Raw genomic sequence first — 17,813 nt, forward strand, 5'->3', positions numbered from 1 at the left:
GGGGTCAGGCTGGATCCTCAGCCGCTGTGCGCCGCGACACCCGCCGCCTCGGGCGCGGGCCTGGCCGGGGCCGGGATCGCACCCGTGGCCCGTACCGGCGCGGTGCTCTCAGTTCGTTCCACCTGTTCTGCCTGTTCTGCCTGTTCCGTCTGGTCCGCCCGCTCCGCGCGGCGCGTCAGCAGCGAATCGCGGATCCGACCGGAGCGCACGGCGAGCGTGGAGAGCAGGGAGGAGGTGATGCCGTGGGTGTGTTCGGTGCCCGCGCCCTGGAGGTAGATTCCGGCACGCACCCGGTCCGTCGTCACCACCCGGTGGTCGCGGTCTATCCGCAGCCGCCCCTGGCCGTCCGTCAGGCACTCGTCGGCGAGCGGCCCGAGGAGGTCGCGCGGGTCGCGCGGCCGGTAGCCGGTGGCCAGCACCACCGCGTCCGAGTCCAGGGTGAACCGCTCGCCGGTGGTGAGCGAACGGAGCACCGCCCGCGCGCCACCGTCGGGCAGCTCCTCGACCCCGGTCAGCGAGGTCGTGTTGAGGATGCGCAGCCGCTCGGTGCCGCTGACCTTCTCCTGGTACACGGTCCGGTAGAGCTGTTCGATCAGCTCGCCGTCCACGACCGAGTAGTTGGTGTTGCCGTGGTAGGCCAGCAGCGACCGCTTGACGTCCTCGGGGGCGTCGTAGAAGTCGTCCACGGCCGACGGGTCGAAGATCCGGTTGGCGAAGGGGCTGTCATCGGCGGGGCTGTAGCCGTAGCGGGTGAAGACCGCGCACACCTCGGCGTCGGGGAAGGTCCGGTACAGATAGTCGACGGTCTCGGCGGCGGACTGACCGGCGCCGACCACGGTGAACCGGCGGCGCGGCCGGTGCGTCAGCTCGGGCGCGCGGAACAGCAGGTCCCGGTTGTGCCAGACGTACGCGCCGGTGGAGACGCCCTCCGGGAGCCGGGGGCGCAGTCCGGTGCCCAGCGCGATGTCACGGGTGCGCAGCACCCGGTCGGCGCCGCCGCCGTCCACCGGCCGGGTCACCACCTCGAAGCCCTCCACCAGCCCCCCGCGCTCCACGGGCCGGACGTCGACGGCGTGCCGTCCGTACGCCACCTGCCCCTCGAACGCGGCGGCGCACCAGCGCAGATAGTCGTGGAACTCGACCCGGGTGGGGAAGAAGCTCTTCTGGTTGATGAAGTCGGCGAGCCGGTCCCGCGCGTGCAGGTACCGCAGGAAGGTGAAGCGGCTGCCCGGGTCGCGCATGGTGGCGAGGTCCTTCAGGAACGACACCTGCATGGTGGCGCCCTCCAGCAGCATCCCCGGATGCCAGCCGAACTCCGGCTGCCGCTCCACGAACGCGCAGCGGAACCCCTGGTCGGGGGCGCGTTCGCCGTTGTGCTCCGCAATGGCGATGGCCAGGGCCAGATTGGCCGGGCCGAAACCTATGCCCACCAGGTCCTCGGTGGTCTCCTGCGCTGCGGTGCTCGCGTGGCCTGCCGACATGCTCATCCTTACTCAGTGGGGTGACGCGTGGGGGGTGTTGGGAGACGGACGGTGGCCGGTGTCAGCCGAGGATCCCCGGCAGGGCCGCCACCAGTGCGTCCACGTCGTCCTGCGGGACTGTCAGCGCCGGCGCCAGCCGTATGGTGTCCGGATTGACCGCGTTGACCAGGAAGCCCGCCCGCTGCGCCGAGGTCTGGACGCGGGCCGCGACGGGCGCGGTGAGGGCGACGCCGAGCAGGAGCCCCGCGCCCCGCACACCGGCGACCAGGGGGTGCCCCAGCGCTTCGACACCGTCCCGCAGCCGGGCGCCGACCCGCTGGACGTGCCCGAGGAGACCCTCGGACTCGATCGTGTCCAGCACCGCGAGACCGGCCGCGCAGGAGACCGGATTGCCGCCGAAGGTGGAGCCGTGCTGCCCGGGGGTCAGCAGTCCGGCCGCCGCGCCGAAGGCCAGCGTGGCGCCGATCGGCAGCCCGCCGCCGAGCCCCTTCGCCAGGGTCACCACATCGGGGGCGATACCGGGGTCCGCGTGGTGCGCGAACCAGTGGCCCGTACGCCCGACGCCGGTCTGGATCTCGTCGAGCATCAGCAGGGTGCCGGTGGCGCGGGTGATCTCGCGCGCCGCCCGCAGATAGCCGGGGGGCGCGGGCACCACACCGGCCTCGCCCAGCACCGGTTCGAGCAGCACGGCCGCCGTCTCGGTGGTGACGGCGGCGCGCAGCGCGTCAACGTCACCGAAGGGCACATGGGTCACCCCCGGGAGCAGCGGCAGGAACGGTTCCCGTTTCGCGGGCTGTCCGGTCAGCGCCAGCGCCCCCATGGTCCGGCCGTGGAAGCCGCCCTCGACGGCGACGATCCCCGGTCGCCCGGTCCGCCGCGCGATCTTGAACGCGGCCTCGTTGGCCTCCGCGCCGGAGTTGGCGAAGAAGACGCGACCGGTCCGACCGTCCGGCCCGGGGGAGGCCAGCCGCAGCAGCCGTTCGGCGAGCGCGACCGGTGGCGGGGCCACGTACAGGTTCGAGACGTGGCCCAACAGCGCGACCTGCTCGCTCACCGCGCGGACCACCGCGGGATGGGCGTGTCCGAGGGCGTTCACCGCGATGCCGCCGGTGAAGTCCTGGTACGCCCTCCCCGACGCGTCCCACACGGTGCTGCCCGCGCCGCGGACCAGGGCCAGCGGGGGAGTGCCGTAGGTGTCCATCATCACGGCCCGCCAGCGCTCGGTGAGTTCGCCTCCCCCGCTGTGGCTCCCGGCCGTCTCCGCGACCGCCGCCGTCTCCGTCTCCGCCGTCTCCGCCGTCATCTGTTGTCGTCCTCTGTGTCTCGGGCATCGGGCACCACGGTCGTCCCGGTGGTGTCGTCGGTGAAGACCTCCAGCAGCAGCGAGTGCGGCACCCGCCCGTCCAGCACGTGCGCCATGCGCACGCCTTCACGGACGGCGCGCAGACAGCCCTCCATCTTGGGGACCATGCCGCTCGCCAGGCTGGGCAGCAGCTTCTCCAGTTCGGTCGCCGTCATCCGCCCGATCACGTCGGTGGTGTGCGGCCAATTCGCGTACACACCCTCCACATCGGTCAGCATCACCAGCTTCTCCGCGCCCAGCGCGACCGCGAGCGCGGACGCCGCCAGATCGGCGTTGATGTTGTAGATCTGACCGTCCTCGCCCCGGGCTATGGGGGAGACGACGGGGATCCGGCCCCGGTCGAGCAGTGCCCGCAGGGTGTCCGGATCGACCCGGGTGATCTCGCCGACCAGCCCGATGTCCACCGGCTCGCCGTCCACCCACGCGGGGCGGCGGGTCGCCGTCATGGTGCGGGCGTCCTCACCCGTCAGCCCGACGGCGAACGGGCCGTGGGCGTTGATGAGTCCGACGATCTCGCGTTGGACCTGACCGGCCAGCACCATGCGTACGACGTCCATGATCTCGGGCGTGGTCACCCGAAGCCCCGCCGCGAACCGGACCTCCAGATCGAGCCGGTTCAGCAGGGCGCTGATCTGCGGGCCGCCGCCGTGGACGACGACCGGGCGCAGTCCCGCGTACCGCAGCGAGACGACATCGCGGGCGAACGCCTGCTTCAACTCGTCGTCCACCATGGCGTTGCCGCCGAATTTGATGACCACGATCCGGTCCTGGTACGTCTCCAGCCACGGCAGGGCCTCGATGACGGTACGGGCGCGGTGGTCGGCGGTGCGCGGCCCCGGAGCGCGGGACGGCGGTTTGACCGGATCGGCGGGTACGGCCCCGGGCCCCGGGACCATCGGCACACCCGACCCGCCCGACCCCACGGATGCGCTCCCGCCGCCTCCGCTGTCGTCCCTGTTCCCCCTGTCCCCCCTGTCCTCGGTCATGAGCTGTACGCGCTGTTCTCGTGCACGTACTCCGCACTGAGGTCATTGGTCCAGATCACGGCGGACTCGTCGCCGGAGCGCAGGTCGATGGTGACCGTGATCTGCCGCCCCGAGAGATCGACCTTCTCGCGGGACTCGCCCGCCGAGCCGTCCCGGCACACCCAGACGCCGTTGATGGCGACATCCAGCCGGTCGGGGTCGAACTCGGCGTCCGTCGTACCGATCGCGGACAGCACCCGGCCCCAGTTCGGATCCTCGCCGTGCAGCGCGCACTTGAGGAGGTTGTTCCTGGCCACGGAGCGCCCGACCACCACGGCGTCCTGCTCGGAGGCCGCGCCCACCACCTCGACCTCGATCTCCTTCGCCGCGCCCTCGGCGTCGGCGACGAGCTGACGGGCCAGATCCAGACAGACCGTGTGGACCGCCCCGGCGAACGCGTCCGCTTCCGGGACGATCCCCGAAGCGCCCGACGCCAGCAGCAGCACGGTGTCGTTGGTCGACATGCAGCCGTCCGAGTCGACCCGGTCGAAGGTCGTACGGGTGGCGTCCCGCAGCGCCCTGTCGAGGGCGTCGGCGGGGACGTCGGCGTCCGTCGTCAGCACGACGAGCATGGTGGCCAGCCCGGGAGCGAGCATCCCCGCGCCCTTGGCCATCCCGCCGACGGTCCAGCCGGGTCCGGTGACCGTGGCCGTCTTGTGCGTCGAGTCCGTCGTCTTGATCGCCACGGCGGCGGCGTCACCGCCGTCGGGGGCCAGTTGGGCCGCCGCCTCGGTGATCCCGGTGGCGAACCGGTCCATCGGCAGCCGTACGCCGATCAGGCCGGTGGAGCACACGGCGACGTCACCGGTGCTCACCCCGATGGCCCGGGCGGTCCACTCGGCGGTGGTCCGGGTGTCGTCCTCACCGGCCCGGCCCGTACAGGCGTTGGCGCCACCGGAGTTGAGCAGCACGGCGGCGATCCGGCCGTCCGCCAGTACCCGTCTGGACCAGCGCACGGGCGCGGCCTGCACCCGGTTGGCGGTGAACACCCCGGCCGCCGCCAGCGAAGGGCCGTTGTTCACCACCAGCGCCAGATCCGGCTCACCGGACGATTTGATCGCGGCGGCGACACCGCTCGCGGTGAATCCTTGGGCAGCGGTCACGCTCACGGAGCCACTCCATTCAGGGGGAGACCCAGGGCCTCCGGCAGGCCGAGGGCGATGTTCATGCTCTGCACGGCACCGCCGGCGGTGCCCTTCGTGAGGTTGTCGATCGCGCTGACGACCACGAGCCGCCGGGCGCTCTCATCCAGCGCCAACTGCACCTGGGCGGTGTTGGACCCGAGGACGGCGGCGGTCGCCGGCCACTCGCCCGGGGGCAACAGCCGCACGAACGGCTCGTCGGCGAATGCCTTCTCGTACGCGGTCCGCACCTCGTCCGCGCCGACCCCCGGCCGCACCCGCGCCGAGCAGGTCGCGAGAATGCCGCGCGGCATCGGCGCCAGGGTCGGGGTGAAGGAGACGGTCACGGCCTCACCCGCCACGGCGGACAGATTCTGCACCAACTCGGGCGTGTGCCGGTGCCCGCCACCGACGCCGTACGGGCTCATGGAGCCCATCACCTCGGATCCGAGGAACCGCGCCGTGGCGGCCCGCCCCGCACCGGAGGTGCCACTGGCGGCCACCACGACCGCCTCGGGTTCGAGGAGGCCGGCGCCGTAGCCCGGGAAGAGGGCGAGCGTGACGGCGGTCGGATAGCAGCCGGGCACGGCGATCCGCTCCGCCCCGCGCAACGCCTTCCGGGCGCCGGGCAGTTCGGGCAGCCCATAGGGCCAGGTGCCGGCGTGCGGCGTCCCGTAGAACCGCTCCCAGTCGACCGGGTCCCGCAGCCGGAAGTCCGCCCCGCAGTCCACGATCAGTGTGTCCGCGCCGAGTTGCTCGGCGACGGCGCCCGACTGGCCGTGGGGGAGGGCGAGAAAGACGACATCGTGCCCGGCGAGCGTGGCGGCCGAGGTCTCGACGAGCGTCCGACCGGCGAGCGAGGTGAGATGCGGCTGCGACTCACTCAACGGCCGCCCCGCGCTGCTGTGCGCGGTGACCGCGCCGATCTCCACCTTGGGGTGGGCCGACAGCAGCCGCAGGATCTCACCTCCGGCGTAACCACTCGCGCCTGCCACAGCCACACCGATGGTCATCTCAGGATTCTTCTTCCGATGCTGGTGACACGCCGTAAGCGTCGACCCCGCCGACAGAAACTTAGCTTAGCCTAACCTAATGTCCCTGCCGGGTGGAGATGCTCATCTCCGGCACCCCGGGCCGCCCCGCCCGGGGTCGTGTCGGATCCCGCGCGCGGGGGCCACCGGAGCCGGCGTACGGCTGTCCCTCTGCTGTGGGCAACACCCCCGCGTGCGCGGGGACCACGCTCCTCTACGACCTGTTCAGTGATGGCCTGAGGGAACACCCCCGCGTGCGCGGGGACCACCGGCCAGCGGCGACGTCGATCACGCGGATAGCGGGAACACCCCCGCGTGCGCGGGGACCACAGCTCCCCGAGACCGGCGAGCGATTCCACCCGGGGAACACCCCCGCGTGCGCGGGGACCACGAGGCCGCAGATCAGCCCGCCGAGGAGGCGGCGGGAACACCCCCGCGTGCGCGGGGACCACCGGTGTGGGGTGGGTGCGGGTCTGGGAGTGTCGGGAACACCCCCGCGTGCGCGGGGACCACGCGCATCAGCGGCATCAGGTCTCCTTCCGCAGGGGAACACCCCCGCGTGCGCGGGGACCACATGAGGACGTCGTGGGCCCAGAGCAGGGCGTTGGGAACACCCCCGCGTGCGCGGGGACCACAACTCCTCCGGGGACTGGCACGACAGCCAGGTGGGAACACCCCCGCGTGCGCGGGGACCACTTCATCGCGAGGAGCGGTGGTTCGGGTCGGGGGGGAACACCCCCGCGTGCGCGGGGACCACCCGGACGAGTCGATGAAGCCGCTGATCCCGCGGGGAACACCCCCGCGTGCGCGGGGACCACGAGAGCATCGCGACCGCGGCCGGTCTCGCCCAGGGAACACCCCCGCGTGCGCGGGGACCACTCGATCTTGTACCGGGCGCCGCCGAGGGAAGCGGGAACACCCCCGCGTGCGCGGGGACCACGCACTCGGCCAACACCTAATAGAGCTAGCACAGGGAACACCCCCGCGTGCGCGGGGACCACTTCAAGATGCGGCTGCGCGGGGCCCGGCTGGTGGGAACACCCCCGCGTGCGCGGGGACCACTCTTCGCGACCTGCGGCTTTACCTCGGCGGGTGCCTGTTTTTGTCAACTTCCCGAGATTCGGACATATTTCACTTCCAGGGGTATTGAGGGCCGTGCGACGACGCCGTGAATGATCACGGTGCCTGAAAGTACGGTCCCGCACCAACGATAGACAGGCGACGCCGCCCAGGCGGCGCATCGTTCCGTTTCTGTACGTGGCCCAGAAGGCGGAGACGGTCGTCATCCGTGCGCAGGTCGTCCTCAGCCTCCGAGCCTCCCGTGCCGCCGAACCATCGCCGTCAGCTCGTCGCAGAGCTGGCGGAACCCGACACGATCGGCTTCGGGCGTTCACTTCGCCGACGTGGTGTTCGGCCGTGTCCAACGGGGCGGCTGCGGCCTCGCCGGGCGCCCCCTGGGCGATTGGCGCCGATGACACGGCGCACCCACGGCGTGGGTTCGGCATGGTGGTGATGGTCAAGATCGTCCACTATGTGGTCCAGACCAATAGGAATGTGCGCTTCCCGTTGTTTTGCGGTGTAAGTGAAGGAAGGCTTCTCGCCAGCGCCACCGTGATCACTCGTGTCACTGATGACGAAGGAGCTCATCCATGTCTTTCCGCCGCGCCCTCGCGACCACCGCCGTCACCGCCTCCCTCCTGGGGGCCGTCGCCCTCACCGCCCCCGCCGCACAGGCCGCCCCCCTCCCCGGGTTCTGGTCGGAGCGCGGTACCTACAACTCCTACGGGGAATGCTTCCAGGCCGGCCAGGGGTGGGTGGCCCGTGGGGTCACCGCCGTCTTCCGCTGCGACGGGTTCCCCAACGGCCCGCACCAGTTGCTCATCTGGCTCGCCTGACGCACCGGAACGCCCGCGCCAGGTGGCGACGAGATGCCTGGCACGGGCGTCTGACGTGTTGTCCGTCAGCTCTCCGGGAGGATGAGGGCGGCGGTGATCTGGTCGATCACGTCGGGACGGAACACCCCGAGGTCCACGAAGGCGCTTCCGGAGGCGGTGACGACGGGCCGGATGGAGCGCCACACCCGCTCAGGCACCCCGCGCCCGGCGAGCGCCGCCCGCAGGGCCTCGGCCGATGCCTCCGCCCGCGCCCGCCGATCCTTCCATACGGCCATCTCCATCAGGCACCGTGCCCGGGATGCCTGCGGAGCAGCACATCGCAGTCGGTGACCCGGGAGAAGTCCCCCGTGCGGGAGGCTTCCGTCCGCAGCCGCGCGAGGTCGGCACAGGCCACGCATCCCGGCACGGGTGCCGGTGGCGCGGCGGGCGGCTGGTGCCGGAACGAGGGCGCCTCAGTCATGACAGACCCCCGCCGCTCGGCACCTGTCGCAGGTGCACGGCGGGTAGGTCAGCGAGTCCGGCAGCTTGGTGCCCTTCTCCGGCTCGGCCACCACCTCCACCGGAACACCGACCGGCCGCCGCTCCCCGTCCCGGCTCACCCGATAAACCTTGATCGTCATCACCGGACCCCCACCGGGACCTCCGGGAGGATCCGCCGGGAACACGACCGTAATTCGATCGCCTGAACGGTAGGGTGCGGCATGTCGTCAACTCCACATGGTTGATGGCCGTACCCCCGGACCGGTCGCACGGTCGCGGGGGCCTCACTATGGGCGGGGCCTGGTGGTGCAGGCCGTCGATGTCCATAGGAGCACCGCTCGGGGCGCCGAGGGAGATCTCTACTGTTGTCAGCGCGCACTCGTAGTAGTTGACAACACCTAGTCTCGATGAATGGGACCTGTTCCGCGCGAGGTGGTCGAGGAGGCGGACTACGCCATGTTGAACTTCTCAGGCGAACTGCGGCGGCGCCGGAGGGAAGCCGGCCTCTCCCTGGGCGAGTTGGCCGAGCGGACGCACTACGACCGCTGCCATTTGCATCACGTCGAATCGGGGCGCCGCGCTGCGACCGGACCGCTCGCCGAGGCGGTCGACGGAGCGCTCTGTGCCAACGGGGAACTGCTCGAAGCGTGGCAACGCGATCACAGGCTACGGCGGGAGGCGGCCGCGAGCCGACAGACGAGGGCCGCCGCGCTCGCCGCCTCCCAGGATCTGGGTGCCCTGGTCGAGATCGACATCGCCGAACTCCACGCCGGTGCCGTCGAGACCGCGATCGACTATCTCGCCGCCCGGCCCGGACCGATGATGAACCGCGCCCATGCCCTGCGCGACGAGGCGCTCGGCCGCGTCCGGTCCGGTCGGCACCGGCCCAGTGAGCTGACCGACCTGTACCGGACCGTGGGCCGGCTGTCGGGCATCCTCGCGTACGCCCTGCTCGATATGGGGAACCCGCGGGAGGCCATGCAGCACGCCGTCGCGGCGGGGCGGTGCGCGGCGTTCGCCGGTGATACGGGGCTTGCCGCGTGGGTGGCCGGGACGCAGTCGCTCATCGCTCGCTTCCAGGGGGACTTCGACCTTGCTCTCCACTACGCGAGGGGCGGACTGCGCCGGGCCGGTTCCCGGCAGGGGACCGGAGAGGCGCGGCTGCGGTGCGGTGAGGCGCAGTGCCTGGCCAACCTCGGTGACTCACGCGGCGCGAACCGGGCGCTCAACGCGGCGGAGGACGCCCGGGACCGTATGCGCGAGCCCGACTCCGACGCCGGACTGTTCGGCTTCAGCCGGGCCAAGCAGTGCTATTACGCCGGATCCTCGCTGATCTGGCTGGGCGGCGGACGGGACGCGCACCGTGCCGTACGGGAGACGGTGGCGGCGATCGGCATATGGCGAGTGGCGCCGGTGGCCGAACGGTCTCTGGATGACGAACGTCTCGCCCAGGTCTATCTGGCGACCGCCCGGGCCCAGCTCGGGGAGGTGGAGGGCGCCGCCGAAGCGGTGCGGCCCGTGCTGTCGCTGCCCGCCGAGGACCGGATCTCCTGGATCGTGAAGCGGGTGGACCGGCTCGCCGGGATGCTGTCCGCGCCGCGCTACGACGGCAATCGGACGGCGGCGGAGACCGTCGAAGCGATCCGCGCCCTGGGGGCGCACGGCTGAACCCCGGCCGATGCGCGGCCGGGGGCCCCGGGGCGCCCCCCCCCGGGGCCGGACCGTCAGCGGAGCCCCGCCTCCAGCCACAGCCTGCGGCCCCGGTCGTCGAACGCGCCGACGTCCTCCAGGAAGTCGGAGAGCCGCCGGGCGCCCCGGCGCAGTACCTCGCGGCGGTGTTCACTCGTACGGGACTGTTCCACGGCGGTGCGGCGGTCGAGGCCGCAGGCGGGGTAGATCTTCGGGTTGACGAAGGTGCGGACGAACACCCGGGCCAGTTCGCCGGTGACGGCGCGGGTCACCCGCAGTTCCCAGCGGCCGGCGCCCGCCATCTGGCGGCGCAGCTCCTCGCGGGCGTAGCGCACATGCCGCGCCTCCTCGATGACATGGAGCCGGGTGACGCCCCGGACCAACGGCTGGACGCGGTCGTCGGGGAAGGTCAGCCGCTGCATCCAGTCGATGATCTCTTCGCACAGGAGTGTGAAAATGAGTGAGCAGGCCGTGTTGGAGGTCGATTTGAATACCCGGGTCAGATTCTGGGTGAACGGTGCCACCGGATAGGTCGGTGTGCCCGACTTCGCCAGGAACCGGGCGAACATCATCGAGTGCCGGCACTCGTCCGAGATCTCGGTGAGTGCGTAGCGGACGTGCTTGCTGGTGACCGGCTTGTCATAAATATGGCGCAGCAGGAGTTCCATCACCACGATCTCGAACCAGATGCCGATAGATGCCAGTGCGGCGCTTTCGACGCGGGCGAGCCGGTGTTGTTGTTCATCGGTCATCTTCTCCCACAGTGGGGTGCCGTAGAGAGAGACCAGCTCCGGCGGCCAGAACCACTTTCCATCTTCGAACGGCGCGTCCCAGTCGAGTTCCTTGTCCGGATCGAAGGAATGCCGCAGGCTCGACTCCAGGAGTCGCTGTGCCACCTCTTCCCTATCCTTGAGGGGTGCATTCCCAGACGCGACTAGTGGGGTTTTCACGGTCATATTCTTTCCTTGAGTAATTCCATGGGTAAGTCATACAACCCGACCGGACGGTGTGCGGAAGGATTCGTACCCGCCGTTGGGCAACGGCCTTTATATCGCCCATCGATGGTCGATTCGTCGCGCGGGAAGCCGAGGTCGTGGCGGTATCACCCCTTTCACTCCCGGAAGAAAATGATCACCACTCTTATGGGGGACGTTTCAACCGGTGACCAGTGCAACCCATGATCGTTGCATGGACCGTGTCAACCCATCCCCATACCCCCACCGAGACCCGTGCCGCCGATGCCGCCGTGTCGCCCGCCCGCTCTGAACTGACCGCCGCCTTGTTCAGGGACGGCGCGGGCGACACCCACAAGCAGTGGCGAAAGATTATTTCGACAGAGCCCTTCCGTTTCCGGCCGGGCCTGTGTACCGAGGAACGCTGGAGGCAGTCGTACGATCGTTTGCGCCTCGTCAACGAGGAAATCACATCGCCCGAAATGCTTGCCCGTGATCCGCGTCGGCTCGCCGCCATGCACGAATGGGCGGCGGTGGTTGACGGAGCCCTCGCCACCGTGGCTGGAATCCACTACAACCTGTTCCTCGGCAGCCTGCTGGACGACGACCAGTCACCCGAGCGTGACCTCAAGCCTTTTATGGGCCTCGCCCGTACAGGAACGTTCCTGTGCACGGAGAGTGCTCATGGAAACGACGCCGCCGCACTGGAGACCACCGCAACCTATGATCGCGAATCAGACACCTTTGTTCTCCATACGCCCACGGCGGGTGCACGGAAATTCATGCCCAACACCAGCCCGGTCGGCGGGCCGAAGTCGGCGGTCGTCGCCGCCCGGCTCCTCGTCGACGGAGAGGACCACGGAGTCTTCCTCTTTCTCACCCCGCTGTCCGACCGGGACGGCACCCTGCCAGGCATCACCGTCGAGACCCTGCCCGACCGCATCGGCAGCCCGGTCGACCACTGCGTCACCACCTTCGACGCGGTCCGGCTGCCCCGTACCGCGCTGGTGCAGGGCCCGCACGGCAGCCTGCTCCCCGACGGGACGCTCCACTCCGCCGTGGGCAGCCCCCGCAAGCGATTCCTCCGGGCCATCGGCCGCGTCACCACCGGCAAGCTCTGTATGAGCGCCAGTACCCTCGGCGGGTGCCGGGCCGCCCTCGCCATCGCCGTCCGCTATGCCGGTACCCGGCACATCTCCAGCCCCACGGCCGGTGGTCGCATCCCGTTGACCGCGCACCGCAGCCACCACGGTCGACTGTTGAAGGGGCTCGCCCTCGCCTACGCGATGACCTTTCTGCACCGCCGGGTCACCGCGCTCTGGATCACCCACGACCGGGCCGACCGGGAAGACGTCGAACGGCTGGTGGCCATCGCCAAGGGGTGGATCACCTGGCACGCCCGCTCCCTCACCATCGAAGCCCGTGAACGCTGCGGCGCCCGGGGCATCTTCCCCGTCAACGGTCTCGCCGAATACCCGGCGAACGTCGACGGTGCCATCACCGCCGAGGGGGACAACCTGGCCATCTGGTGCAAGGCCGGGGCGGAGATGATCTTCGGACATACGCCGGACGAGCCCCCCGCGCAGCCGCCGACGGGTGGCACCAGGGCCCTGACCGATCCCGCCTTCCTCCGCGGACTCGTCGCGGCCACGGAGTACACCCGCCACCGTCGGGCCCGTCGCGATCTCAGGTCGGGCCCGTCCGGGGACTCCCTCGCGCGCTGGAACAACGCCTCCAGCGCGGCCCTGGAACTCGTCGCGTCGCACGCCGTCCTGCGGGCCGCTGACGCCTTCATCGCCGCCGCCGACGAGGTTGACCACGCCGGCACCCGGGCCGTGCTCAGGGATCTGTGCGCGCTGTTCCTGCTCGAATCCCTGACCTCGTGCACCGGTGAACTCCTCGCCGACGAGCGCCTCAGCGCCGCACAGGTCCGCGCCGTGCCTGATGTGATTGAACGGCTGACCGGCCGGCTCGCACCGCATCTGGCGGCGATCGCCGAGGCATTCGACGTACCGGAGGAACACCTTGGGGACCTGCCGATGCTGAACATGTCCTGAGCCGTCCCCGATCCGCCCTGATCCGTCCTTGTCGGCAGGGGGATCAGGGTGATCCGGCCGTCCGCCCCCGGCACCCCCGCCCGGTGCCGGGGGCGACCCAGGTGCCGGAACTCGGCCCGGCCGGGGGCGACTCCGGCCGAGCGGATAAGGTCGGTCCGTCCTTCCTGGCCGTGACGACCGGGGCCGTGGAGGCATCGGGTCGTCGGTCGCAGGGGAGGAGCGGGAGACAGATGACGGTCGCGCGTCTGAACGGGATCACGCTGTCGTACGAGACGGTGGGCAGTGGCGAACTCGTCGTGCTGGTGATGGGCACGGGAAGCCCCGGGCGGGTGTGGAGTGTGCACCAGGTGCCCGCGCTGGTCGCAGCCGGCTACCGGGTCGCCACCTTCGACAACCGCGGCATCCCGCCCACGGACGAATGCGCGGACGGGATGACCATCGCCGATCTCGTCGGGGACACGGCGGCGCTGATCGAACACCTTGGCGCCCCCGCCCGGGTCGTCGGCACCTCGCTGGGCTCCCGGATCGTCCAGGAACTCTCCCTGGCCCGACCCGAGCTGGTCACCCACGCCGTGTCCCTCGCGGCGTACGCCCGCCTCGACACTCCCCAGAAGATGCTGAACTCGGGACAGAAGGCGCTGTACGACTCCGGGACCGTACTGCCTCCCGCCTACCACGCCGCGGTCTCCGCGCTCCAGAACCTGTCCCCCGCCACCCTGAGCGACCAGGCGACGGCTCAGGACTGGCTGGAGATCTTCGAACTGTCCGGCTCGGCCATCGGCGCCGGAGCCCGTGCCCAACTCGACCTCGCCGACGCCGTCGACCGGCGTTCGGCCTATCGGGCCATCACCGTCCCGACCCTCGTCGTCGGCTTCGCGGACGACGCCACCATCCCGGCCCGGCTGAGCCGCGAGGTCGCCGACGTCATTCCCGGCGCGCGGTACGAGGAGATCCCCGACACGGGCCACCTCGGCTATCTGGAACGCCCCGCCGAGGTGAACCGTGTGGTGCTCGACTTCCTCGCGACCTGAGGGACCTGAGGGACCTGAACGAACGACCCGAAGGACCCGCGGGATCTGAGTGAGCTGAGGGCCCGAGGGGCGGCGCGGTCAGGCGGGGCGGTGGTCCCAGCCCCGGGCCGTGCGGGTGAGTTCCCGGAACCCGTGCCGGGTCAGCTCCGTCAGTTCGTCGGCCTCGTCGTCGGTCGCGTACGCCAGCAGCCGATCCACGCCGCACAGCTCCAGCCAGTCGCGGGCCTGTCCGAGCAGCCAGCCGAACAGCTCCGGATGCGGATCGTCCGGCAGTTCGAAATCCGCCAGGTCGGCCAGGCCGCCAAGGCGGGCATGGCGTTCGGGCCGGTCGAGGGTGGTACCGAGTTCGAGGTAGGCGATCTCCGCTCCGTCGAGCCTGGCGTTGATCCGGGTGCCGAAGGGGCCGACCGTACGGTGTGAGCCGAGGCCGGGCAGCGGTGCGGGTCCCGGCGCCGGCAGGTCCGCCAGGGCGGCGAGGAGAAGCACCTCGGTCTGCCCGGTGTGGACGAATCCGGCGCGTTGCAGGGCCGCGCGCACATGCGGCCACTGTTCGGGCAACCCGTAGACACCGGGCACCGGCAGCCGCCCGTCGGCGTGCCGGGCGCGCACCCGCCAGCGGCCGAACTGGGCGAGGCAGGCGGACATCAGCACACTGGCGACCTCCGCCGCGTCCGGGATGTGCGAGGCCCCGGGGGAGTGCAGGAACCAGATGATGTGACCGGTGCCCCGGTAGTCCTCGCCGACGCCGTCGTCGTCCCGGTACCGGTGCAGATGGGCCGCCGCGACGAGCTGTCCGCCGCGATCGGCGACGAGCGTCAGCCGCTCGGCCACCCAGGGATCGGTGACGACTTCGTCGGGGCAGCGCTCAAGGCTGCTGAGGACGGTGTTGACGGATGCGGTGGCACCGGGGACGACGGCGGCGGCGTGCAGATTCACCAGATCGGTGAGCTGGTCGCGGTCCTCGCGGTGGAAGGGGCGCACATTCAGTGGTGCGGGCATGACTCGGCCTCCGTGGAAATACGGGAAGGGAGCCGCCATGAGGTGCGGTACGCGATTCACCCTAGCAGCAGACCGATTCCGGCCGCCGTAACTATTCTGAGCTGCGGCGATCGTGGACCGGGCCGACTGTGGGCGGAGTGTCCGCGGTAGATCGCCACCGCCTTGCCACCTCGACGCCGGACCTCGACGCCGGACCGCGGTGCCGGACCTCGACGCCGGACCGCGGTGCCGGACCTCGACGCCGGACCGCGGTGCCGGACCGCGGTGCCGGTCGTGGGACCCCTGGTGCCGAGGGGTCCCACGACCGGCTGGGGGTGGTCAGGAGCGGCCAGCCGCCATCACCGGTACCCGTGGCTTCCGCCCCGGATCGGCGTCGTCGTCCGGGACCGGCGCGGTGACCCGTACGTCCCCCGATCCCGCCCCCGGCGCGCTGTGGCGCGCCGCCCAGTTCTCCAGCGCCACCCGGCAGGCGTGGTCGAGATGGTGCAGCCGGGTGAGGTCCAGCTCCACGGGACGGCCGGGTGGCAGGGCTTCCAGGCTGTCGAGGATCTTCGGCAGTCGGAGGAAGGTGGCATTGCCCCCCAGTACGACCCTGACCGGCCCGGTTCCCTCGTCGCTGATCCGCAGCCGGACGTACGACGCCTCCCACGCGGTCTTCGCCACCGCCAGCGCCAGACCGATCAGCACGCCCTCGAACATGTTCACCGCGACGATCGATCCGGCGGTCACCACCAGGATCAGTGCCTCGCCCCGGTGTTCGCGCCAGAGCGTCGCGAGCTGCCGCAGCGGAATCAGCTTCCAGCCCGCGTGCAGCAGGACGCCCGCGAGCGCGGGCAGCGGGATGAGGGCCAGCGCGCCCGGCAGCAGGGCCACGAACAGCAGCAGCCAGCAGCCGTGCAGCACCCGGGAGGCCCGGGTGCGGGCGCCCGCCTCGACATTGGCCGAACTGCGCACGACCACGGCGGTCATGGGCAGCGCGCCGAGCAGGCCGCAGACCGTGTTGCCGGCGCCCTGCGCCATCAGCTCCCGATCGTAGTGGGTGCGCGGCCCGTCGTGCAGTCGGTCGACGGCCGCGGCGCTGAACAGGCTCTCGGCCGACGCGATCAGCGCGAAGGCCAGCACCGTGCCGAGGACGCCGACGCTCAGCAGTCCGCCGAAGGCGTCGGAACCCGGTGGCTGAACGGCGTTCAGCAGACCGTGCACCTCCACCGTCGCCACCGGGAGGTCGAACAGCAGGGTGGCGACGGTGGCGAGGACGACGGCGGCCAGCGCCCCGGGCACCGCCCGAATCCGGCGCGGCAGCCGCTTCCACACCACCATCAGCACGATCGTGCCACCACCCAGCGCGAGCGAGGTCAGGGCCGCCGTACTGCCGACGGCGGTCAGGACCGCGTCCGGCAGGCCGGCGATCTTGCCGAGGCCGGAGGCGGGGGCGTCGAGACCGGCCGCCGCGTAGAGCTGCCCCGCGATGATCACCAGACCGATGCCGGCAAGCATTCCCTCGACGACCGAGACCGAGATGGCGCGGAACCAGCGGCCCAACCGCGCGGCCCCCATGAGGAGTTGCAGCAGACCGGCCGCGAGCACGATGACGCCGAGCATCGGCAGCCCGTGCTCCCGTACGGCCTCGAAGACCAGCACGGTCATCCCGGCGGCCGGGCCCGACACCTGGAGACTGCTGCCGGGGAGCAGCCCGGTCACGATGCCGCCCACGATGCCGGTGATCAGGCCCAGTTCGGCGGGGACACCGGAGGCGACGGCGACGCCCACGCACAGAGGGAGGGCGACGAGGAAGACGACCAGCGAGGCTCCGAAGTCCTGCCGTGCGAAGGGGAGCAGGCGCCGCACCGGACCCGGGGGAGGGCCGGATGGAGACGATGGCGATGAAGGGGACGAATCAGATGAAGCGGATGAGGCGGATGAAGGGTCGGGAGGAGAGGAGGGGGCGGACGGGGAGGAGGGGGCGGACGGGGATGGCGGCCGGGGGTTCGGGGACGCGTGCACCGGGCCGCTCACAGGGCCGTGAAGCTGTCGGTGTCCTGGCTGTGTGCCAGCACGGTGCCGGTGTGCACCTCGTAGAACCAGCCGTGCAGCCGTAGTTCGCCGCTCGCCCTGCGCCGCACCACACACGGGTACGAGCGCAGCCGCAGCAGTTGGGTCAGCACATGGTGCCGCACTGCGTCGGCAACCGCCGGATCGTCCTGATAGGCGGCCGGCCAGGCGGCGGACGCGCTCTCGTGGGTGGTGTGCGCCAGCCAATCCCGTACGGCCGGAACGGCGGTCAGGTCCTCGCGGCGCACCAGCGCGCCCACCGCGCCGCAGTGGGAGTGGCCGCAGACGACGATGTCCCGTACGCCGAGCACGTCCACCGCGTACTCGATGGTGGCGGCCTCGGACGTCGGCAGACCGGGGGCGTACGGGGGCACGATATTGCCCGCGGTCCGCAGCTCGAACAGCTCGCCAGGCCGGGCGCCGGTGATCAGCGAGGGGATCACGCGGGAGTCGGAGCAGGTGATGAAGAGGGCCTGGGGGGACTGGCCGTGGGCCAGTGGGGCGAACTCGTCGGGCCGGTCCGCGGAGCGGCGGCTGAACGAGCGGGCGTGATCGATGAGGGGTTGCATATCGGTTCCTCCTGGCGCGCCTTGGGGGACGCGTCGGTGTGCGTGAGCGGCGCGAACGGGGCGGCGC

General features: G+C 71.2%; 16 protein-coding genes and 1 CRISPR repeat array. Of the genes, 4 read left to right on the plus strand and 12 right to left on the minus strand.

Annotation, left to right across the window (positions count from 1 at the left end):
* Positions 1 to 17: 17 nt before the first annotated feature.
* The 5 genes from ACH4S7_RS35340 to argC all read right to left on the minus strand — a co-directional run bounded on the left by ACH4S7_RS35340 (position 18) and on the right by argC (position 6,003).
* Positions 18 to 1,481: a lysine N(6)-hydroxylase/L-ornithine N(5)-oxygenase family protein gene (locus tag ACH4S7_RS35340; RefSeq protein ID WP_398525514.1), complete on the minus strand. Its 1,464-nt coding sequence runs from the start codon at positions 1,479 to 1,481 to the stop codon at positions 18 to 20.
* Positions 1,482 to 1,542: 61 nt separating this feature from the next.
* Positions 1,543 to 2,784, minus strand: coding sequence for an acetylornithine transaminase (locus tag ACH4S7_RS35345; protein WP_398525515.1), 1,242 nt, complete (start codon positions 2,782 to 2,784; stop codon positions 1,543 to 1,545).
* The gene (gene argB, locus ACH4S7_RS35350; RefSeq protein WP_398525516.1) at positions 2,781 to 3,740 is read right to left on the minus strand and encodes an acetylglutamate kinase; all 960 of its coding nucleotides are present in this window, start codon (positions 3,738 to 3,740) and stop codon (positions 2,781 to 2,783) included. The genes ACH4S7_RS35345 and argB overlap by 4 nt, the downstream gene beginning before the upstream one ends.
* A gap of 86 nt (positions 3,741 to 3,826) precedes the next feature.
* A complete protein-coding gene (gene argJ / locus ACH4S7_RS35355) occupies positions 3,827 to 4,978 on the minus strand; it encodes a bifunctional glutamate N-acetyltransferase/amino-acid acetyltransferase ArgJ (protein ID WP_398525517.1) in 1,152 nt (383 codons plus the stop codon).
* Positions 4,975 to 6,003, minus strand: coding sequence for an N-acetyl-gamma-glutamyl-phosphate reductase (gene argC / locus ACH4S7_RS35360; protein ID WP_398525518.1), 1,029 nt, complete (start codon positions 6,001 to 6,003; stop codon positions 4,975 to 4,977). The genes argJ and argC overlap by 4 nt, the downstream gene beginning before the upstream one ends.
* A 197-nt stretch (positions 6,004 to 6,200) precedes the next feature.
* Positions 6,201 to 7,083: direct repeats of the CRISPR family, unit length 29 nt; unit sequence GGGAACACCCCCGCGTGCGCGGGGACCAC.
* A 587-nt stretch (positions 7,084 to 7,670) separates the two neighbouring features.
* Between argC and ACH4S7_RS35365 the strand changes: the two genes are divergently transcribed.
* Positions 7,671 to 7,916 carry a hypothetical protein gene (locus tag ACH4S7_RS35365; protein ID WP_398525519.1) on the plus strand — a complete coding sequence of 82 codons (246 nt, stop codon included), beginning with the start codon at positions 7,671 to 7,673 and terminating at the stop codon, positions 7,914 to 7,916.
* 65 nt (positions 7,917 to 7,981) lie between these two features.
* On the opposite strand, the gene ACH4S7_RS35370 is transcribed toward ACH4S7_RS35365, so the two are convergent.
* Genes ACH4S7_RS35370 through ACH4S7_RS35380 form a run of 3 tightly spaced genes read right to left on the minus strand, consistent with a single transcriptional unit; the run spans position 7,982 to position 8,536 of the window.
* Positions 7,982 to 8,191, minus strand: a complete 210-nt coding sequence (locus ACH4S7_RS35370) for a hypothetical protein (RefSeq protein ID WP_398525520.1) — start codon at positions 8,189 to 8,191, stop codon at positions 7,982 to 7,984.
* 5 nt (positions 8,192 to 8,196) lie between these two features.
* Positions 8,197 to 8,376 (minus strand): hypothetical protein, encoded by a 180-nt coding sequence (locus ACH4S7_RS35375; RefSeq protein ID WP_398525521.1) that lies wholly within the window; start codon positions 8,374 to 8,376, stop codon positions 8,197 to 8,199.
* The gene (locus tag ACH4S7_RS35380; protein WP_398525522.1) at positions 8,369 to 8,536 is read right to left on the minus strand and encodes a hypothetical protein; all 168 of its coding nucleotides are present in this window, start codon (positions 8,534 to 8,536) and stop codon (positions 8,369 to 8,371) included. Before ACH4S7_RS35380 ends, ACH4S7_RS35375 begins: the two co-directional genes overlap by 8 nt.
* 271 nt (positions 8,537 to 8,807) lie before the next feature.
* On the opposite strand from ACH4S7_RS35380, the gene ACH4S7_RS35385 reads away from it, so the two are divergent.
* Positions 8,808 to 10,064, plus strand: coding sequence for a helix-turn-helix domain-containing protein (locus tag ACH4S7_RS35385; RefSeq protein ID WP_398525523.1), 1,257 nt, complete (start codon positions 8,808 to 8,810; stop codon positions 10,062 to 10,064).
* Positions 10,065 to 10,120: 56 nt separating this feature from the next.
* On the opposite strand, the gene ACH4S7_RS35390 is transcribed toward ACH4S7_RS35385, so the two are convergent.
* Positions 10,121 to 11,041, minus strand: a complete 921-nt coding sequence (locus ACH4S7_RS35390; protein ID WP_398525524.1) for a diiron oxygenase — start codon at positions 11,039 to 11,041, stop codon at positions 10,121 to 10,123.
* Positions 11,042 to 11,520: 479 nt separating this feature from the next.
* Here ACH4S7_RS35390 and ACH4S7_RS35395 point away from each other — a divergent pair, with 479 nt between their 5' ends.
* Together ACH4S7_RS35395 and ACH4S7_RS35400 are read left to right on the plus strand one after the other, a co-directional pair.
* A complete protein-coding gene (locus ACH4S7_RS35395) occupies positions 11,521 to 13,095 on the plus strand; it encodes an acyl-CoA dehydrogenase (RefSeq protein WP_398525525.1) in 1,575 nt (524 codons plus the stop codon).
* A 230-nt stretch (positions 13,096 to 13,325) separates the two neighbouring features.
* Positions 13,326 to 14,126, plus strand: a complete 801-nt coding sequence (locus ACH4S7_RS35400) for an alpha/beta fold hydrolase (RefSeq protein WP_398525526.1) — start codon at positions 13,326 to 13,328, stop codon at positions 14,124 to 14,126.
* A 78-nt stretch (positions 14,127 to 14,204) separates the two neighbouring features.
* On the opposite strand, the gene ACH4S7_RS35405 is transcribed toward ACH4S7_RS35400, so the two are convergent.
* The 3 genes from ACH4S7_RS35405 to ACH4S7_RS35415 all read right to left on the minus strand — a co-directional run bounded on the left by ACH4S7_RS35405 (position 14,205) and on the right by ACH4S7_RS35415 (position 17,746).
* Positions 14,205 to 15,125 carry an N-acetyltransferase gene (locus tag ACH4S7_RS35405; protein ID WP_398525527.1) on the minus strand — a complete coding sequence of 307 codons (921 nt, stop codon included), beginning with the start codon at positions 15,123 to 15,125 and terminating at the stop codon, positions 14,205 to 14,207.
* Positions 15,126 to 15,443: 318 nt separating this feature from the next.
* Positions 15,444 to 16,973 (minus strand): SulP family inorganic anion transporter, encoded by a 1,530-nt coding sequence (locus ACH4S7_RS35410; protein WP_398525528.1) that lies wholly within the window; start codon positions 16,971 to 16,973, stop codon positions 15,444 to 15,446.
* A gap of 164 nt (positions 16,974 to 17,137) precedes the next feature.
* Positions 17,138 to 17,746, minus strand: coding sequence for a carbonic anhydrase (locus ACH4S7_RS35415; protein WP_398525529.1), 609 nt, complete (start codon positions 17,744 to 17,746; stop codon positions 17,138 to 17,140).
* Positions 17,747 to 17,813 lie beyond the last annotated feature (67 nt).

It is taken from the genome of Streptomyces sp. NPDC020965, from assembly GCF_044333555.1.
Taxonomy (GTDB): Bacteria; Actinomycetota; Actinomycetes; order Streptomycetales; family Streptomycetaceae; genus Streptomyces.

Coding starts and splice junctions, on each gene's coding strand:
- ACH4S7_RS35340 (WP_398525514.1), bottom strand. CDS start 1,481: ATGTCGGCAGGCCACGCGAGCACCGCAGCGCAGGAGACCACCGAGGAC.
- ACH4S7_RS35345 (WP_398525515.1), bottom strand. CDS start 2,784: ATGACGGCGGAGACGGCGGAGACGGAGACGGCGGCGGTCGCGGAGACG.
- argB (WP_398525516.1), bottom strand. CDS start 3,740: ATGGTCCCGGGGCCCGGGGCCGTACCCGCCGATCCGGTCAAACCGCCG.
- argC (WP_398525518.1), bottom strand. CDS start 6,003: ATGACCATCGGTGTGGCTGTGGCAGGCGCGAGTGGTTACGCCGGAGGT.
- ACH4S7_RS35365 (WP_398525519.1), top strand. CDS start 7,671: ATGTCTTTCCGCCGCGCCCTCGCGACCACCGCCGTCACCGCCTCCCTC.
- ACH4S7_RS35370 (WP_398525520.1), bottom strand. CDS start 8,191: ATGGCCGTATGGAAGGATCGGCGGGCGCGGGCGGAGGCATCGGCCGAG.
- ACH4S7_RS35375 (WP_398525521.1), bottom strand. CDS start 8,376: ATGACTGAGGCGCCCTCGTTCCGGCACCAGCCGCCCGCCGCGCCACCG.
- ACH4S7_RS35380 (WP_398525522.1), bottom strand. CDS start 8,536: ATGACGATCAAGGTTTATCGGGTGAGCCGGGACGGGGAGCGGCGGCCG.
- ACH4S7_RS35385 (WP_398525523.1), top strand. CDS start 8,808: ATGGGACCTGTTCCGCGCGAGGTGGTCGAGGAGGCGGACTACGCCATG.
- ACH4S7_RS35390 (WP_398525524.1), bottom strand. CDS start 11,041: ATGACCGTGAAAACCCCACTAGTCGCGTCTGGGAATGCACCCCTCAAG.
- ACH4S7_RS35395 (WP_398525525.1), top strand. CDS start 11,521: ATGCTTGCCCGTGATCCGCGTCGGCTCGCCGCCATGCACGAATGGGCG.
- ACH4S7_RS35400 (WP_398525526.1), top strand. CDS start 13,326: ATGACGGTCGCGCGTCTGAACGGGATCACGCTGTCGTACGAGACGGTG.
- ACH4S7_RS35405 (WP_398525527.1), bottom strand. CDS start 15,125: ATGCCCGCACCACTGAATGTGCGCCCCTTCCACCGCGAGGACCGCGAC.
- ACH4S7_RS35415 (WP_398525529.1), bottom strand. CDS start 17,746: ATGCAACCCCTCATCGATCACGCCCGCTCGTTCAGCCGCCGCTCCGCG.